The organism is Marinomonas sp. 63XJN7_7_ISO-PGPR-S23-202, from assembly GCF_056173505.1.
Window position 1 is genome coordinate 4,170,381 of the sequence record NZ_CM149677.1, and the last position, 16,223, is coordinate 4,186,603.

At 44.6% G+C, this 16,223-nt stretch carries 13 protein-coding genes; 7 read left to right on the forward strand and 6 right to left on the reverse strand.

Going from position 1 to position 16,223, the window contains the following annotated elements:
- Nucleotides 1-42: 42 nt before the first annotated feature.
- Complete coding sequence (locus AC0VYG_RS19285) at nt 43-1,464, forward strand: aminotransferase-like domain-containing protein (RefSeq protein WP_475429522.1); 1,422 nt, start codon at nt 43-45, stop codon at nt 1,462-1,464.
- 94 nt (nt 1,465-1,558) lie between these two features.
- Nucleotides 1,559-2,602 carry an alpha/beta hydrolase family protein gene (locus tag AC0VYG_RS19290; RefSeq protein WP_475429523.1) on the forward strand — a complete coding sequence of 348 codons (1,044 nt, stop codon included), beginning with the start codon at nt 1,559-1,561 and terminating at the stop codon, nt 2,600-2,602.
- A 6-nt stretch (nt 2,603-2,608) separates the two neighbouring features.
- On the opposite strand, the gene AC0VYG_RS19295 is transcribed toward AC0VYG_RS19290, so the two are convergent.
- Nucleotides 2,609-4,096: an aminotransferase-like domain-containing protein gene (locus AC0VYG_RS19295; protein WP_475429524.1), complete on the reverse strand. Its 1,488-nt coding sequence runs from the start codon at nt 4,094-4,096 to the stop codon at nt 2,609-2,611.
- Between the two features lie 152 nt (nt 4,097-4,248).
- On the opposite strand from AC0VYG_RS19295, the gene AC0VYG_RS19300 reads away from it, so the two are divergent.
- Entirely contained in the window at nt 4,249-5,001 is a 753-nt protein-coding gene (locus AC0VYG_RS19300) for a TSUP family transporter (protein WP_475429525.1), read from the forward strand.
- A gap of 34 nt (nt 5,002-5,035) precedes the next feature.
- On the opposite strand, the gene AC0VYG_RS19305 is transcribed toward AC0VYG_RS19300, so the two are convergent.
- Nucleotides 5,036-5,959: a histone deacetylase family protein gene (locus tag AC0VYG_RS19305; RefSeq protein WP_475429526.1), complete on the reverse strand. Its 924-nt coding sequence runs from the start codon at nt 5,957-5,959 to the stop codon at nt 5,036-5,038.
- A 274-nt stretch (nt 5,960-6,233) separates the two neighbouring features.
- Here AC0VYG_RS19305 and AC0VYG_RS19310 point away from each other — a divergent pair, with 274 nt between their 5' ends.
- The gene (locus AC0VYG_RS19310) at nt 6,234-8,681 is read left to right on the forward strand and encodes a bifunctional acetate--CoA ligase family protein/GNAT family N-acetyltransferase (RefSeq protein WP_475429527.1); all 2,448 of its coding nucleotides are present in this window, start codon (nt 6,234-6,236) and stop codon (nt 8,679-8,681) included.
- Nucleotides 8,682-8,973: 292 nt separating this feature from the next.
- On the forward strand, nt 8,974-9,966 hold the full coding sequence (locus AC0VYG_RS19315; RefSeq protein ID WP_475429528.1) for an NADP-dependent oxidoreductase: 993 nt from the start codon (nt 8,974-8,976) through the stop codon (nt 9,964-9,966).
- Between the two features lie 86 nt (nt 9,967-10,052).
- On the opposite strand, the gene AC0VYG_RS19320 is transcribed toward AC0VYG_RS19315, so the two are convergent.
- Complete coding sequence (locus AC0VYG_RS19320) at nt 10,053-10,340, reverse strand: chorismate mutase (RefSeq protein WP_475429529.1); 288 nt, start codon at nt 10,338-10,340, stop codon at nt 10,053-10,055.
- A 589-nt stretch (nt 10,341-10,929) separates the two neighbouring features.
- Between AC0VYG_RS19320 and AC0VYG_RS19325 the strand changes: the two genes are divergently transcribed.
- On the forward strand, nt 10,930-11,370 hold the full coding sequence (locus AC0VYG_RS19325; protein ID WP_475429530.1) for a DoxX family protein: 441 nt from the start codon (nt 10,930-10,932) through the stop codon (nt 11,368-11,370).
- 121 nt (nt 11,371-11,491) lie between these two features.
- Here AC0VYG_RS19325 and AC0VYG_RS19330 read toward each other — a convergent pair whose 3' ends face one another.
- Together AC0VYG_RS19330 and efp are read right to left on the reverse strand one after the other, a co-directional pair.
- Nucleotides 11,492-12,607: a porin gene (locus tag AC0VYG_RS19330; protein ID WP_475429531.1), complete on the reverse strand. Its 1,116-nt coding sequence runs from the start codon at nt 12,605-12,607 to the stop codon at nt 11,492-11,494.
- A gap of 470 nt (nt 12,608-13,077) precedes the next feature.
- Nucleotides 13,078-13,653, reverse strand: a complete 576-nt coding sequence (gene efp, locus AC0VYG_RS19335; RefSeq protein ID WP_067013152.1) for an elongation factor P — start codon at nt 13,651-13,653, stop codon at nt 13,078-13,080.
- Nucleotides 13,654-13,823: 170 nt separating this feature from the next.
- Between efp and epmB the strand changes: the two genes are divergently transcribed.
- A complete protein-coding gene (epmB, locus tag AC0VYG_RS19340) occupies nt 13,824-14,894 on the forward strand; it encodes an EF-P beta-lysylation protein EpmB (protein ID WP_475429532.1) in 1,071 nt (356 codons plus the stop codon).
- 6 nt (nt 14,895-14,900) lie between these two features.
- On the opposite strand, the gene AC0VYG_RS19345 is transcribed toward epmB, so the two are convergent.
- Entirely contained in the window at nt 14,901-16,184 is a 1,284-nt protein-coding gene (locus tag AC0VYG_RS19345; protein ID WP_475429533.1) for a ribonuclease J, read from the reverse strand.
- Nucleotides 16,185-16,223 lie beyond the last annotated feature (39 nt).

A 16,223-nucleotide genomic window follows, 5' to 3' on the forward strand; every position in this document is an offset into this window, starting at 1 on the left:
GAGTACAATATTAAGACAGTTTACTAATCGGTATTCTCGACCATGACACTCTACGAAACACTGGCTCAACAATTTATTGCCGACATTCGCTCGCAAAAGCTTCCCATAGGGAGCCGTTTGCCTGCCCTTCGTGTCTTGGCCAAACAGCACCAAATCAGTATGACCACAGCAACAAAAACCTATGAGTATTTGCAACAAGCAGGCTACATTTTTTCTCAACCTCAATCGGGATATTTTGTCGCCAGTCAATGGCAGGATGTCGCTTTTCCTGCCCCTAATCTGATTGACAAACAACGCCGTGACCCAAAGCAATTCGCGCCTGACAAAGGCTACAGCCCAACGGTTGCTTTTTTTAATCCCCTTGGCACTTGTCGGGTTTCATCTGAGTTACAGCCTCTCGCCGAATTACAACGCTGTATCAAACGAGTCACCAGACGGTCAGAAAGCCGCCTCTTTCAATATCCTGAAACACAAGGTGATAGCCGATTACGACATGCCCTTGCTCAGCATTTCCTTCAAGATCACTTCCCTTTTTCACCAAATGACTGTGTGATCACTCACGGTTGTATTGATAGCATTCGCATTGCTATTGAAAGTCTCACCAAAGCTGGGGATACCGTTGCTATCAGCTCTCCATGTTTTAGTGGTTTGCTTGATTTATTAGCGGCGTTATCCAGAAACATTATTGAAATCCCCTATACTAGCCAAGGGATGGATTTAGTATTGCTCGAGAAGGTAATGAAACAGGGGGAGGTTCAAGCCTCGCTATTTAGCACCACCCATATCAACCCAACAGGTCAGAGCTTACCTGTCGAACAAAAACAAGCTTTAGTGACACTCGCGACCAAGTACCAGATTCCCATGATAGAAGACGATGTGTATTTTGAACTCTCTCATCAAAAACACCTTCCACTGCCCGCTAAGTATTGGGACAAAGAAGGTTATGTGGTTTGGTGTGGCTCGGTCTCGAAAACATTAGCCGCAGGATTAAGACTTGGCTGGAGCTTACCTGGGCGCTACCTCACTCGATATCTACAACACTCGTCACATACTTGCTTTGGGGTAAATGGCTTAATGCAAGCCTGTCTTGCAGAATTTATGTCAACCGGGGAATACCGTTCGCATGTGAATAAAATTCGTCTCACATTGCATCATCAAGTTCATGCTTATCGACAATATTTGATTGAGCATTTGCCTGCCGACTCATTGGTTAGCCTACCCGATGGAGGCCTCGTTTTATGGGTCAAAATTCCTAATGTAAATACTCAAAAACTGGAACAAGAAGCCCAGACATTGCATATAGATATTCGTAGCGGCGCCTGTTTTAGCACCCACGATGCCTACCACGATTGCTTTCGTATTAACTGTGGTTGGTCACTGGGCAAAAAGGAAGCAGACAATACCGCCTTTCAACAATTGAGCCGATTATGTCGACTAATAAATGAAATAAAACGCCGTCCATAAATAATCTGTATAGAATTTACATCCATCTCTTTGATCTATTGACAATATTATCTATAGTGAGCACTGGTCTTTTCTTTTGGATTGGAAGCTCATAATGGTGAAACGTAAAACAAAAGTTTTTGTTGTTCTGATCGTCTTGATTGCAATCATCGCTGGGGCGGTCTTGTTGTTTTCTGGCCTCAAAGATTTTGATTTAAGCAATGCAAAAGTCACAAATATCTCGTTTACTTCCGGTAATAATACCTTGCAAGGCTCTTTAGTTCTGCCTAAGAACGTCACCTCCCCCCCGATTGCTCTGATTGTTCATGGTGATGGCGCACAGACACGTTTTGAGAACTCCAACTATTTGCCTTTAGTGAACAGTTTATTAAAGGATGGTATTGGTGTGTTTAGTTGGGACAAACCTGGAGTGGGCCAAAGCACTGGTGCTTGGCTGCAACAATCCATGTCCGACCGAAGCGACGAGGTGAGAGCAGCATACAACAAGATACATTCTCTGCCCGCCCTAAAAAACAGTCCAATTGGCTTTCTAGGATTTTCGCAAGCGGGTTGGGTCTTACCGATTACTGATAACGAAATGAAGCCTGCTTTTACTGTGATCGTAGGCGGAGCCGTCAGCTGGCGCCACCAAGGTGCCTATTTCACTAAGCGTCAGTTAGAGGATCAAGGCTTAAGCCCCGAACAAGTCTCTCAAAAAGTGGCGGCGAACCTAAAAAGTAACGATGAGACATTTGGCAACCCTGCAACAGGCACCCCAGGCATGCGCCCTAAAATGAACCCGGATCGTTTTGATTTTGTACTACGCAACTATAACAGTAACTCCACCCCCTATCTTGGCTCAATGCAAGGGCCTGTCTTGGCGCTTTGGGGAGCAGACGATAAAAATGTCGATCCACTTTATAATCAGGCAATCTACAAGCAAAAACTTCATCCAGATCAAGAACAAGTCACCGCGATTATCAAACATGCCACCCATGGTTTATTAAAAGCACAATGGTTTAATTATCAACTACCCTCAGAATGGCCTCTCTGGCGCAAAGGGTTGTTTGTTTTAATGGGCCGTGATGCTTATGCGCCACGCGCTTTGGATACCATCGGAATGTGGATATACCAAGTGACGCACCAACAAGCAAACTAATTAACGCTAGTAAATGGCTTCGCAACCGTTTTGCGGTATCGAACCTTCCTTGACCCAAGATGCCAAGGTATGAATGGCTTCTTTGTTGTCTGGCGTTAAACCATAGCCATAGTTGATTCGAAAACTTAGATCATTGCTTCTTTCATAGACAGTGCCTATTTTGGCACTGTCTATGTCAACCAAAGAAAAAAGATAACCAGGCACAATGCTAATCCGCTCAGCATACGCTTTTTCGAATAACACTCTAGTAGATGGACTCCCCTCTTTTAATGTGACCCATAAGACATAACCACCTTGTGGTTGTGATACTTGTGTACCCACTGGAAATGCCTTGAGGATTTCTTCCCTCATGACCTGACAATAACCTTTTAAAAGAGCACGTAACTTTCTCATGTGAACATCATAGCCACCATTTTTTATAAACTCAGCGATGGCGGCTTGCGGGAATTCAGCGGTGACTTTTGAAGAGGTGCGTTTCAAGTTATAAACCGCATCCTGCCAACCCGCGCAAGCTAGCCAGCCGATTCGCAGCCCTGGAGATAGCGTCTTAGTAAAGCTACTGCACAAAATCACCTGATCATTAAATGCCCGTAATGGTCTTGGCCGAGTATTGCCAAAATAGATATCACCATAGACATCATCTTCAATAATGGTGACTTGCTTTTCTACCATCAAATTAACTAACGCTTGTTTGTCACTATCAGACAATAAACAACCATCAGGATTATTAAAATTAGCGGTATAGACCATGACTTTGATTTTATGACGATCAATCGTCTCCTCTAGTTGAAGCGTATTTAACGTCATATCGGAGCTTGCAATCTCAATGGCTTCTAACCCTAAATCTTTGAGTAATTGCAGCAACAAAAAGTAAGTAGGCGATTGAATTAAGACCTTGTCACCAGGCGACGTAGATGCTTTCAAGGCGAGCGATAGGGATTCCAATCCGCCATTGGTCACCAGAATTTCGTCCTCCACAAGAGAGCAGCCATAGTCCATGGCACGACGTACAATCTGTTGAATCAACGCAGGCAATCCATGTCCACCCAAATGAGAGCCTAATAAACTAGGATTTTTATAGATTAACTGGCGCATAATTTGGCTAAACCGTTTCACCGGATAAAGTTCTAGGTGCCCATCTGCTAATCCCAAACTGGTAATCTGGTTACGACCAATTAGCGAAAGGTGTCGGCTTCTTGTATCTAAACTAGTCACTGGCGAGTTAATGGTGGACTTTTGTTTAGCCAATAACGGGAAGAGATTATTAGATAAGGGATGACGTACTTTGACAAAAAAACCCGAGCGAGGTTTGGCTTCAACGATGCCTTCATTTTCTAATAAACGCAAAGCATTTAAAGCCGTTAAATGGCTAACATTATGCAAGCTTGCGATTCGCCTAACCGAGGGTAATTTCATCGCTTCAGTTAACCGACCTTGCTGAATATCGGTTCTAATATGCGTTGCAATTCGTTGATATAATGCTTCGTCCACCATACGTTTTTTCCTCTATTTTCCATCTGTTATACAACAGATAGAAAGTGTCTGTATATAACAATTCGCGCTCAATAGAGTAAATTAAGAAACAGAAAAACATACTGTTAAAACAAGCATTTCATCATTCAGACCATTAATCATAGGACCAAGGAATGACCTTCTCCATTGAACTACTTACACTGTTTTTTTTCGTGGCCATGATAGCAGGTTGCATTGATGCCATCGCAGGCGGGGGCGGGCTGATTACCATTCCAACCTTATTGCTTTGTGGGGTTCCCCCTGCTCAAGCGATTGCTTCTAACAAAGTGGGTGGCGTGGGGGGTTCTATGGCATCCACTCTTCATTTTATTCGCATGGGGCACATCAATTTGAAAAGCGCTAAGCTGATGATCGCCACCAGCTTTATCGGTTCTTTTTTGGGTAGTATATTGCTCACTAAAATAGACAGCAGCTTTCTAGCGGTTTTTATTCCCTTTTTATTGATCGGTTTTTCCTTGTACTTTTTGTTCTCGCCTAACCTTGGCGCTTTGGATAGAAAGCAGCTTATTACAGGACTCGTTTATAGTGTGTTTGTCGCCTCCGTCATTGGCTTTTACGATGGCTTCTTTGGCCCAGGTACGGGTGCTTTTTTCGCTATTTCTTTTACCTTACTGCTTGGTTACAACTTGGTCAAAGCGACTGCCTATGCCAAACTTTTAAACTTTTGCAGTAACTTAGCCGCGTTGATTTACTTCATCATGTCTGGCTCGATCATTTGGGAAATAGGTATTGCCATGTTTCTTGGTCAGGTGATTGGCGGCATGATAGGTGCAAAACTCGTCATCAATAACGGCAAAACGCTGATTAAAATCGCCATGGTCATTATGACGATGGCAGTTTCCATTAAAATGCTGTTCTTCAGTTAATCTTGGAGCCATTCGTCACGGTCGATACCAACCTCTACATCCCCATTAAACTGCGAATATGGCAATAAGCTGCACGGCCCAGTGCGTCTAAGTTATAGCCACCCTCCAGCACCGAAACGATACGTCCTTGGCAATGGCGGTCAGCTACCGACATAAGCTGATCCGTCACCCAAGTATAATCACTGTCATCCAGACGAAGCTGACCCATCGGATCCGCTTTATGCGCATCAAACCCTGCCGAGATCATAATGAGTTCTGGTTGAAACGCTTCTAATGCCGGAAAGAGTCGCTCGGTATAAACTTGACGAAATACCTCTCCTGTCGAACCCGCCTCTAACGGCATATGCAGAATATTATCGTGAGAATCTCCTGGGTCGCTGTAAGGATAAAACGGATGCTGATAGCTCGAGGCATAGAGCACTCGATTGTCACCCGAAAAAATCTGTTCTGTACCATTACCATGGTGAACATCAAAGTCGACAATAGCAACGCGACTTAAGGCGTGTTTATCCAAGGCATGCTTTGCCCCAACCGCGATGTTATTGAAAAAGCAAAAACCCATGGCACGGTCATGTTCAGCATGATGCCCTGGTGGTCGAACGGAGCAAAACGCATTATTCATTTCGCCACTCATCACCAAGTCCACCGCTTGAACCAAGGCCCCAGCAGCATGCGTTGCCGCTTCTAGGGTATGGGGCATCATCAAGGTTTCTGGCTCTAATTCCACAGAGCCTTTTTTCGGTGCTTTGGCAAAAATCGCATTCACATAGTCCATATCATGGGCGGCGATGATCTGTTCGAGCGTTGCAGGCTTTGCCTCAACCAAACGCAAAAAATCCAACAATTGTCCGGCAATGAGACGGTCTTGAATCGCGGCTAAACGCATCGGCGATTCTGGGTGCTCATCACCCATATGGTGTTTATCACAATGATAGTGAGTCAGGTAAGCGGTGGTCATATCTCTTCCATGTTTTAGAGAACACTGTACAACGATAGTCACATCATTATCAGCAAGGTTCACTTTTTATTATTTTTTAAATGATCGCATTAATGTGTAAGATCAAAACGCTATATAGATCAAAGCACTGCATAGATCAAAGCATAATTTATAGTCAGTAGACTATGCTACAAAGGTCTATTGTGTCATAAAGTTTATAATAATACCGTTACAGTAATGCCGCCTACTCTTGCAGGCTTTACGGTTGCTAAATAAAGCTAATTTGGAGGTTTCCTTGCCACATCACGCCCTACAATCGCTTCTTGCCCCTCGTTCTGTGGTCGTGTTGACAGGGGAAGATCCACGCGACCCGATTTTATTGGCCCTACTAAAAGCCTTAGCCTCTGCGAACAAACGCCCAGACACTTGCTTGGTTGGCGTCGCTCCCGACGCCCCTGAAGGGAAGCTGTTTGAGCTAAAGCTCACCTTGAATGAGCTGAATAAAACCTATGATCTTGCCATTCATGCTGGCACCACAAACGAGCCCATTGAAGACATCGTTGCCGCTTGTGCCAAAATGAGCATTCACACCCTATTAATGCTGTCTTGGACAGGAACGAGTGACACCGTGTTACGAGATTGTTTGCGTCAGCATAAGGTACGACTATTAGGTCCTAACAGCTTTGGTCTCTGTCGCCCTAAACAAGGCTTATTCGCCTGGCTTGGCTTAACTCAACCCATCCCGGGTCGGCTGGCCCTAATGTCTCAATCTGGTACGGTCGCAAGTGCCTTGGTGGATTGGTCGACCTGGCAAGGCATCGGCTTTTCGCAAGTGGTCTCCATGGGGGCCCCTGTTGACGTCATGCCATCACAAATCCTCGATTACCTGTCCAACGATTTTGAAAGCCAAGCCATCTTGATGTATCTACAAAGCGTCGGGAAACCTACTCGCTTTCTTAGCAGTTTACGAGCAGCCAGTCGCAGTAAACCCGTCGCCGTTGTTACCGAACATAACCTTGGTGCCGATCCTCGAGTTTTAGATGCGGCGCTTAACCGTACCGGCGCGGTTCGTGGTCGTCGGCTGAATGACCTAATCGGTGCCGCCTCCGTCATGACCAATGCTCGACGCATCAAAGAAGGCTCGTTGATGATTATAGGTAATGGTGCAGGACCAGGTGAACTGGCATCACAACGGGCATCGGAGCTGAATGTTGCTCTGTTAGCCCCCCAAGAAAACCTACGACATAAACTAGAAAACATTGTTTCTGGTCGTGGTCATGTCGGCCCCGTCAGTACGGTTTGGGCCAGTTGCGCCAGCGATGTTTTTGTTGATATGGCACGTACCGCACTGGAGGATGAACAATGTTGCGCGGTGTTGCTCATGCTCAGCCCCACCGCCCTAATCGATCTCTCTTCGTTCTACGAGCAAGTGATTGAGCTACATCGACAACACAAAAAATTAGTGATGGTATGTTTACTGGGGGGCGGCGAAATGGTCACCATGCGCACTCGTATCAACGAAGCGGGCATCCCCACTTTTCGGACCCCCGAAACGGCGCTCGAGGGCTTCCAATTTTTAGAACAATTTCAACGTAATCAACGCCTTGCCAAACAATCCCCAGACAGTAATGCTGCGGATGAGACATTCAATGTCGAACAAGCCAGACAACGGCTACAAGATCATGTGGCCGCCAACAAAACACGACTGGAAGGGGATGAGTTAAAAGCAATTCTGTCTCTCTTCCACCTGGAAATGGTCTCTTTTTCACGCAACGACAGCGTCATTCATGCCGCCTTGCATGTGCGTATTTTCCAAGATCCTATTTTTGGCACGGCCATAGGCGTGGCCCTTGGCGGATCTGAACAAGGCGCCCCGCAAAAAAGTGAAGTGGTTGGCTTACCACCTCTCAATACACTATTGGTACGAGACTTATTAACGCAACTACTCCCATTACCATCGCAACACTCTTTCACCTCAGACAACAAGAAACAAATCCATCCACACATTGAACGCTTCTTATTAAATGTTTCCAGTTTAGCCTGCGAATTACCAGAATGTCAGACACTGCAACTCAGCAAGCTATACGTCAATAAACACGGCCAACTCAATGGGGAAGCCTTTGCCACACTCACCTCTTGTCATCATCTACGCCGCTATGAACATCTGGCGATCCAACCCTACCCTCGCCAGTGGGTACAACAGTTGACCTTGCGAAATAATTTCAATGTCACCGTACGACCCGTGCGTCCTGAAGATGCACCAATGATTGCTCAATTTGTGAAGAGCATGTCGAAACAAACCCGTTACCTGCGTTTTATCTCAAATATAGAAGAGCTCACACCCAGAATGCTTGCGAGCATGTCACACATTGATTATGACAGAGAAATGGCCTTTATGGCGGTGCATACTGTCGATGGTCAAGACACATTGATCGGCACGTCCCGCTATATTGATAATTTTGACGATCACAGTTGTGAGTTTGCCGTTGTCCTCGGCGACGACTATCAAGGGCTGGGCCTCGCCTCTTACTTAATGAAACAACTTATCTTAGTCGCCGCTGACAAAGACATTCACCTTATGAAAGGCATTGTGCTAGCTGAAAACAAACGTATGTTGACATTTTGTAAGCACCTTGGCTTTACCATTAAGCGCGACCCCGATGATTTCGGACAAATGATTGCCGAGCTCAGTCTGACACCAAATACCATCGAAAAACTTAAACATTCAGTAAAAAACGCCTAAGACTGTCTCCTTAATTCATTCACTCATCAAGGCTTTTTATTCACATAAAAGGCCTTACCATATATTCCATGAGACCTTTGCACGATGTCACGAGCGACGCCAAGACGCGGCAAAAACAGACGAGAAAGCGGAGTTTATCGCTATAAATGAGCATTTTAAGTCTGTTTTTAACAAAGTATTGGCAAGCGCAGTCGTCGTGCAAAAGTCTATCCACGACTTAAACGAACGGTGAAATCAATAGACTAACATCAAGTCGAATTACCCCATCGTCCCTATTTACAAGGAACTCAGTATGACCTATCACTCAATCAAATTAGTCAAACGCCCAGAGACAACCATCAGTGATGATGTGTTTGAATTAACCACCCAAGAGATACCAAAGGCAGGCAACGGCGAAGTAGTGGTTAAATTAACTCACCTGTCTCTCGATCCAGCCATGCGAGGCTGGATGAGCGCTGATGAAAAGAGCTATATCCCTCCCGTTAAACTAGGGGATGTTATGCGCGCCAGCGGTATTGGCGAAGTGGTCGAATCACACAACGAAAAACTTCCTGTAGGCTCGCGTGTGATGGGCTTAATGGGCTTAACTGAATACGCTCTTAGCGACGGCCAAGGATTAAACATTATCCCCAAAGACTTGCCTGCTGAGGCAGTATTAAGCGTGATAGCCCTGCCGGGGATTACCGCCTACCACGGGTTATTCGAAGTACTCAAACCAACATCAGGCCAAACCCTCATCGTAACCGCTGCGGCAGGGTCTGTCGGTTCTTTGGTAGGACAAATGGCCAAAAACAAAGGACTGACCGTGATAGGAGTGGCTGGTAGCGAAGAAAAATGCCAGTGGATTGTGAACGAACTCGGATTTGACCATAGCTTGAATTATCACGATGCTGATTTTGCCGAAAAGCTAGATGTAGCCGCCTCTAAAGGAATTGATCTATTTTTTGAAAATACGGGTGGCGTGGCACAAGAGCCAATCTTCAACCATATGAATGCCCATGGTCGTATTGCTGTATGTGGCATGATTGCCGATTATCAAAGCAATCATCCGGCCCCTGGTCCGAATTGGATGGGGATTATCAAACGCCGATTGACCATCCAAGGCTTCACCATGCCAGATCACTTCCACCGTATTCCTGAATACAGTCAGGCATTGGGAGAAATGCTGGCAAAAGGCGAGCTAAAATACCGTAGCCATGTCCTAGAAGGGTTAGAAAGTGCAACAAGCGGCATCAATCTATTGTTCAACGGTCAAAATAAAGGCAAGTTAATCGTTAAACTTTAAAGAAGAAAACCATTAGTTCCCTCCCCTTATTTAAGGGGAGGGTTAGGGAGGGGTTTTCGTTTCGTCATACAAATCCACCACAGATCTTACTTTTTATATTGCTCTGCGATTTTTAAATGATTCTCCACAGACTGTTTCATGATCACTTCTAAAAATTGTTTAGCAAAGTTGGGGTCCAGTGCGTACTGTTCTGCTAGCTCAGCAATGCGTTCGTACTGCTGAGCTTCACGCGCCTCATCCTTTGCTGGTAATTGATTCTTAGCCTTATAATGGCCCACCGCATCGGTGATTTTAAAACGCTCAGCCAACATGGCGACCAAGGCATTATCAATGTTATCAATACTGTGACGCATAGCATCTAAATTCATCGTCATTACTCTCCTAAAACTTTAACTAACAACAGTTTATAAGCAAAACGAATATCATTATATCGATATTCAATTATTTTGGACTATCTCTACATATTACAATCAAAGTCAGAGCAAACCTAACCCCAGTACACGCAATAGGTACAACGATCTTAAAACCCTCCCCCTGAATAAGGGGAGGAAATACACCCTATCGTTAGCTCCTCCATATGACCAAGGGAGGGAATAAATACTTACTATGGGGCTAACTCCTCCGAGAGGCTGGGAGAGTTATAAGGGTATAATGCACTTATTTTGCTTTATAGTTTACGAAAATGGTCCAAATGCACAACGAGTTAATACATCTCAACAGTTTTTCCGCTAAAAAGCCGTTAGCTTGTTCGTGATCATCCTCCATAGTCCATTAACATTTATTCTAATAATTGTGAAACTTCTGACTTTTTGTCGTCTATAGATAGCTACTTATGGATGAGCTAGGAACACTTGCATCAGGATATTCAATTTTTTTGATCTACTTGATTAAAAATCTCCGTTATTTAAATGCACTTCATCTGGGTATAGTCGCATCAATTCAAACACAAAAAGGATTATTTTTATGTCTTCAACTTTACTGTCTAAAATCACTACGACAACAGCGGGCCTTTCTAGCACGATTCTTCGTATTCCAGTTGGCTTAGTCTTAATGGGACATGGCTCCCAAAAACTGTTCGGCATGTTTGGTGGCTATGGTTTGGCGGGAACAGGCCAATATATGAGCTCTCTCGGCCTACATCCAGGTGAGTTAATGGCGGCGTTAGCAGGTAGTGCTGAGTTCTTCGGTGGTTTAGCTCTGCTGATTGGCTTGCTGGTACGTCCTGCGACCGTCTTTATCGCTTTTACCATGCTGGTGGCCATCTTCACCGTGCATATTTCTCACGGCTTGTTCATCCAAAACGGCGGTTATGAATACGCACTGACGCTTATCGTGATCTGTGTGTCTTTATTTATCAGTGGTGCAGGCCCTTTGTCAGTGGACAAGGCACTCTCCAATAAATAAACACCAAACGAGCAAAAATCTAAAGCAAAAAAAAGAGACGAGATGAATATCATCTCGTCTCTTGCTTTAAGCATCATCTATAAGGGATTGTAAAATCAACTAAAGCAAATATAGATTAACTTTAGAAATTATACTGACCACTCAAGGCTACTTCGTTGCTTGCGTAGCCATTAGCTATATCAGATGTGCCATCGTTATGACGGTATTCTACCCAAGCAAGGGCATTAGAAGTAAAGTTGTACTCAACACCTAGCTTGTAAGATTTAACGGTATCAAGCGAAGTTTTTCCGTCCTGATCTTTCTTTTGGAAACCGTAACCAGTATATAGACGGTATTGGTCGATTGTGTAAGCACCCACAAGATCGTATGAGTTAAGCTTAGTGTCACTGTTCGTTGCTGCACCGTTATCGGTTTTAGAGCCTAGGTAGACAAACGCTAAGTACAAGTTATTCAAGGTATAATCCGCACCTACACCGTAAGTGTTGATTTTACCATCCGAATTTCCAGTCGCGGCTGGAGTTGCCTTAATCTTACCTGTAGATGGATCAAGTGCATAAGTAGCACCATTGCTCGCAGGGCCAAAGTTTTGAAGGGCATAGGCTGCACGTAGATTCAACCCCATATCGGTATGATAAACAACGGCAGCGGAATAGGCATTATCTTGAACCGTACCTTTGTTGATACTGCCAATGTCTTTACCATCGCTATTGCGGAATTGGTAACCCGCTTGTACATCAAAATTACCAAAAGAGTTGGCATAGACTACTTGGCTCGCTTGACGGTTTTCACCATAGATACCATCTTGCGCTTCCATACCCCATTGATCAAAAATATCGACGGTTTGAACAAGGCTGGTGTAAACCACTGTATTTTGTTGACCTACAGTTACCGTACCGTTTTTCTTGAAATCAAGGCCGAAATAAGCTTTACGAGTTGAGAATTTATTGCCATCACTGTTTTGACCAGCTACCTGCCACTCACCTTTGGCAAAAATACCAAAGTTATCAGTTACATTGGTTTCGCCTTTAATACCGATACGAGCTTTGGTTGTTAGATTACCTTGCGCATTCGCATCTGTTGCATTTCCAGCCGTACCATTGCCCGCGTGGGTCATGTCAGCTTCGACTCGACCATAAACATCTAGTTTAGAACCATCAGCATTGTAGACAGTTGCCGCGTGCGCAGCCGTCGTCAAAGTAGCGGATGTTATTGCCAACGCTAAAATTGTTTTTTTCATGATTTTCTTCCTTAGTACGAACACAAAGCTTTCAATGAAGGACAACACTATAAACTTCTATTTGAACAATTTATGCACCTAACAAAGGAAGATAGAAGTAAAGAAAAAGTACTTAATTACTCTCTTAAAAATGTCTAAAAAACAAACAAGAACATACTTAATTTCATAAAAAAATCAATAAATACAATATATTATATAAAAATTTTATTCTTAAAATATTTTATATAATTTTTGTGATATGAAAATTCACAAGAATTAAAAACAAAAATTCACTTTTCTTAAGAATTTTAATAGTTTTACATCACCGATTATAAACGACTGATAGATGTTACATATCTGTTACAAATATTCGCCTAAAAAAGGTAAAATCACATTATTGTGTTATTGCAAAAAAAAGCCTTTAGCATTGACATACTAAAGGCTTTTTCTTCGTAAAGATTTGTCGTTACGACATCAATCAAACATAGGTATTACTTACCCGTTGCTCGAGAAACGTACTCACCTGTCCGCGTATCGACACGCAGCACTTCACCAATATTAATAAACAGTGGCACACGAACCATGGCACCAGTAGACAAAAAGGCAGGTTTTGAACCGCCATTGGCAGTATCGCCTTTTACCCCTGGATCCGTCTCAGTGACTTCCAACTCAATGAAATTAGGTGGCGCAACCGCAAGTGGTGTTCCGTTGTATAGAGTGACCACATACTTTTCTTGCTCTTTAAGCCATTTTTTCGTTTCACCTACCGCCGTTTCATCCGCCGCATGTTGCTCAAACGAACCATCAATGTCCATAAAGTGCCAGAACTCACCATCTGTGTATAAATACTCCATCTCCGTATCCATCACATCAGCAGACTCTAAGGTATCACCAGATTTAAATGTGCGTTCCCAAACACGACCTGATTTCAGGTTACGCAATTTAAGACGGTTAAACGCCTGACCTTTACCGGGTTTGACATGTTCATTATCCAATACAGCACAGGGGTCACCATCAACCATTACTTTTGTGCCGCCGCGCATTTCGCTGGTAGAAATATTAGCCATACATCCTCACCGTGTATTTTTTAGAGAAAAGGCTCCAACTAACGTATCATGTCAGCCTGATACTCTGAGCAAACATTTTTACTTTCCTTTTTTGCAAGTAACCTGTTTTAGACAAGTAAAAAGACGTTTGCGCAGAAATCAAAGAGCCGCTGGCCCAACTGGCCAACAAGTTGGCAGCAATCATAACCCAAATTAACCCAATTTTGCAGATATTTGACGTGATACCGATTCAAACTGATAACGATGTTACTTGGTCAGAGCACCTTTCCCAGGCACTTACCCACCTTCCGGAGCTTATTCAGCGGCTTGGCCTCCCCCAGAACATGATCGAGCAAGGAAGAGAAGCACACCAAGCGTTCAAGCTTTTCGTCCCTCGCCCTTACTTATCACGTATTGAATACGCGAATCCTGCCGATCCACTGTTAATCCAGGTTTTGCCCAGCACCCATGAAATGTTAACGGTAGCAGGCTATAGCAAAGACCCGTTAGAGGAAGCCGGTCACAACCCACAAAAGGCGATTGTGCATAAATACAAACGGCGCTTATTGGTCATTACGACAGGCAGCTGTGCAGTGAACTGTCGTTACTGCTTTCGTCGTCATTTCCCTTATGCAGACAACCAACTAGCACAAACAGAATGGGACTCGGTAATCGACTATTTAACAGCGCACCCCGACATTAACGAGGTAATATTGAGCGGTGGTGATCCTTTGATGATGAAAGACGCCCTCTTAGCGGATAAAGTTCGTAAACTCGAAGCACTTCCACAAATCAAACGTTTACGCATTCACTCTCGCTTACCAGTAGTGATTCCACAGCGCGTCTGCCAAGACATGCTCAATTGGATCAACGCAAGCCGTTTAGAAATCGTCATGGTCTGGCATATTAATCATGCTAATGAAGTAGATGAACAGGTCATGCGTGCCGCCCAGCAACTCAAGCAAGCTGGCGTCACCTTGCTTAATCAAGGGGTATTACTCAAAGGCGTAAACGATACAGTAGAAACACAAGTCAATCTAAGTGAAGCCGTATTTAAAGCGGGCATTATGCCTTATTACATGTTCACCTTGGACCCGGTAGAAGGAGCTGCCCATTTTGATATACCTATCGAAGACGCCCAACGACTAATGGGCAAGGTCGCAGCAGAATTGCCCGGCTATTTAGTGCCAAGACTCGCGAAAGAAATTCCAGGCAGAGCGGCTAAAACTATACTGGCTCCTATTCTTGACGCCAGCCCCTAATCAAGGCTATCGAGCAAGAGCAATACGCCCTGTTTTCACTAATTGACGGCGAATGCAAACCTGCGGAGCAAACTGATATAAGTCGCCATTTTGTCCAACAAGCTGACTGGTGACTTGGCTCAGTTTTGCCACTTCGGCATTCGCTCGTAAATGCTCAGGCTCCCCATGAACTGGAACCGCGAATTTGGGGCGTACTAAGCCATACAATTGCGCCAGCTCATCGCGACAAGGATGCCCGCTGACATGGATCGGTAAATCCGTGTCCTGCTGTTGAAGCGTGCGGATGTTTCGCCCTTTAAATTGTGCTACTAAGCCCATGATGGCTTTTTCATTACCTGGAATCATCATGGCGCTGAAAATCACCAAATCATCCGCCTCAATTGTCAGATCAAAGCAGGAGTCCGCAGCAAGTCGATTCAGAGTCGCTCTTGGCTCACCTTGGCTCCCTGTCACAACAGCCAACACTTCTTCCTTTGGCAAATAGCCCAAATGCGATGCATCAATCAACGGTAAATCATCGGGCCAATACCCTGTTGCTTTGGCCGCCCCGACCATATTGATAAGCGAACGGCCAATCAAAGCCATATAACGCCCTGTTTCTTTTGCGACTCGTCCAAGGGATACTAGCCTCGCCACATTACTACTAAAACACCCGACGACAACACGTCCTTTCTCTGGTGCGATCGTTGCTAACAAGGCTTCATAACAGGCGGTTTCTGACTCCGAATGTCCACTCCGTAACGCATTAGTAGAATCGCACACCATCGCCAACACATTATCGTTAGCCAATGCTTGAAAGCGTTGTGGCGAAAAGCCATTGCCGATGATTGGCTGATTATCGATTTTCCAATCCCCCGTATGAAATACTTTCCCAGCGGACGTATGGATGGTGACAGCAAATGGCTCTGGAACAGAATGGGTCAAGGCAAGCCAAGTGACATGAAAACCACCAATTTGCTTCGACTCATTTTCCTTAACGACAATGACTGGTACTTGACCGGCAAGCCCAACCTGTTGCAGCTTTCGGTGTAACACTTCCGCTGTAAACGCCGTGGTATAAACGGGACATTTAAAGCGTTTCCACAAAAAAGGTAACGCCCCCACATGATCCTCATGGGCATGAGTAATGACAATGCCAGCTAAGCGTTCTTTTTGCTGAGTAATAAAACGTGGGTCGGCACACACGACTTCGGCGGTATGTAAATCGTCGTTTTTGAGTGGCTCGTTAAATGAGACACCACAATCCACCATGAGCCACTGTCCGTTGTGACCATAGAGATTCATGTTCATTCCGATTTCGCCCGTTCCACCTAACGGCAAAAACCACAA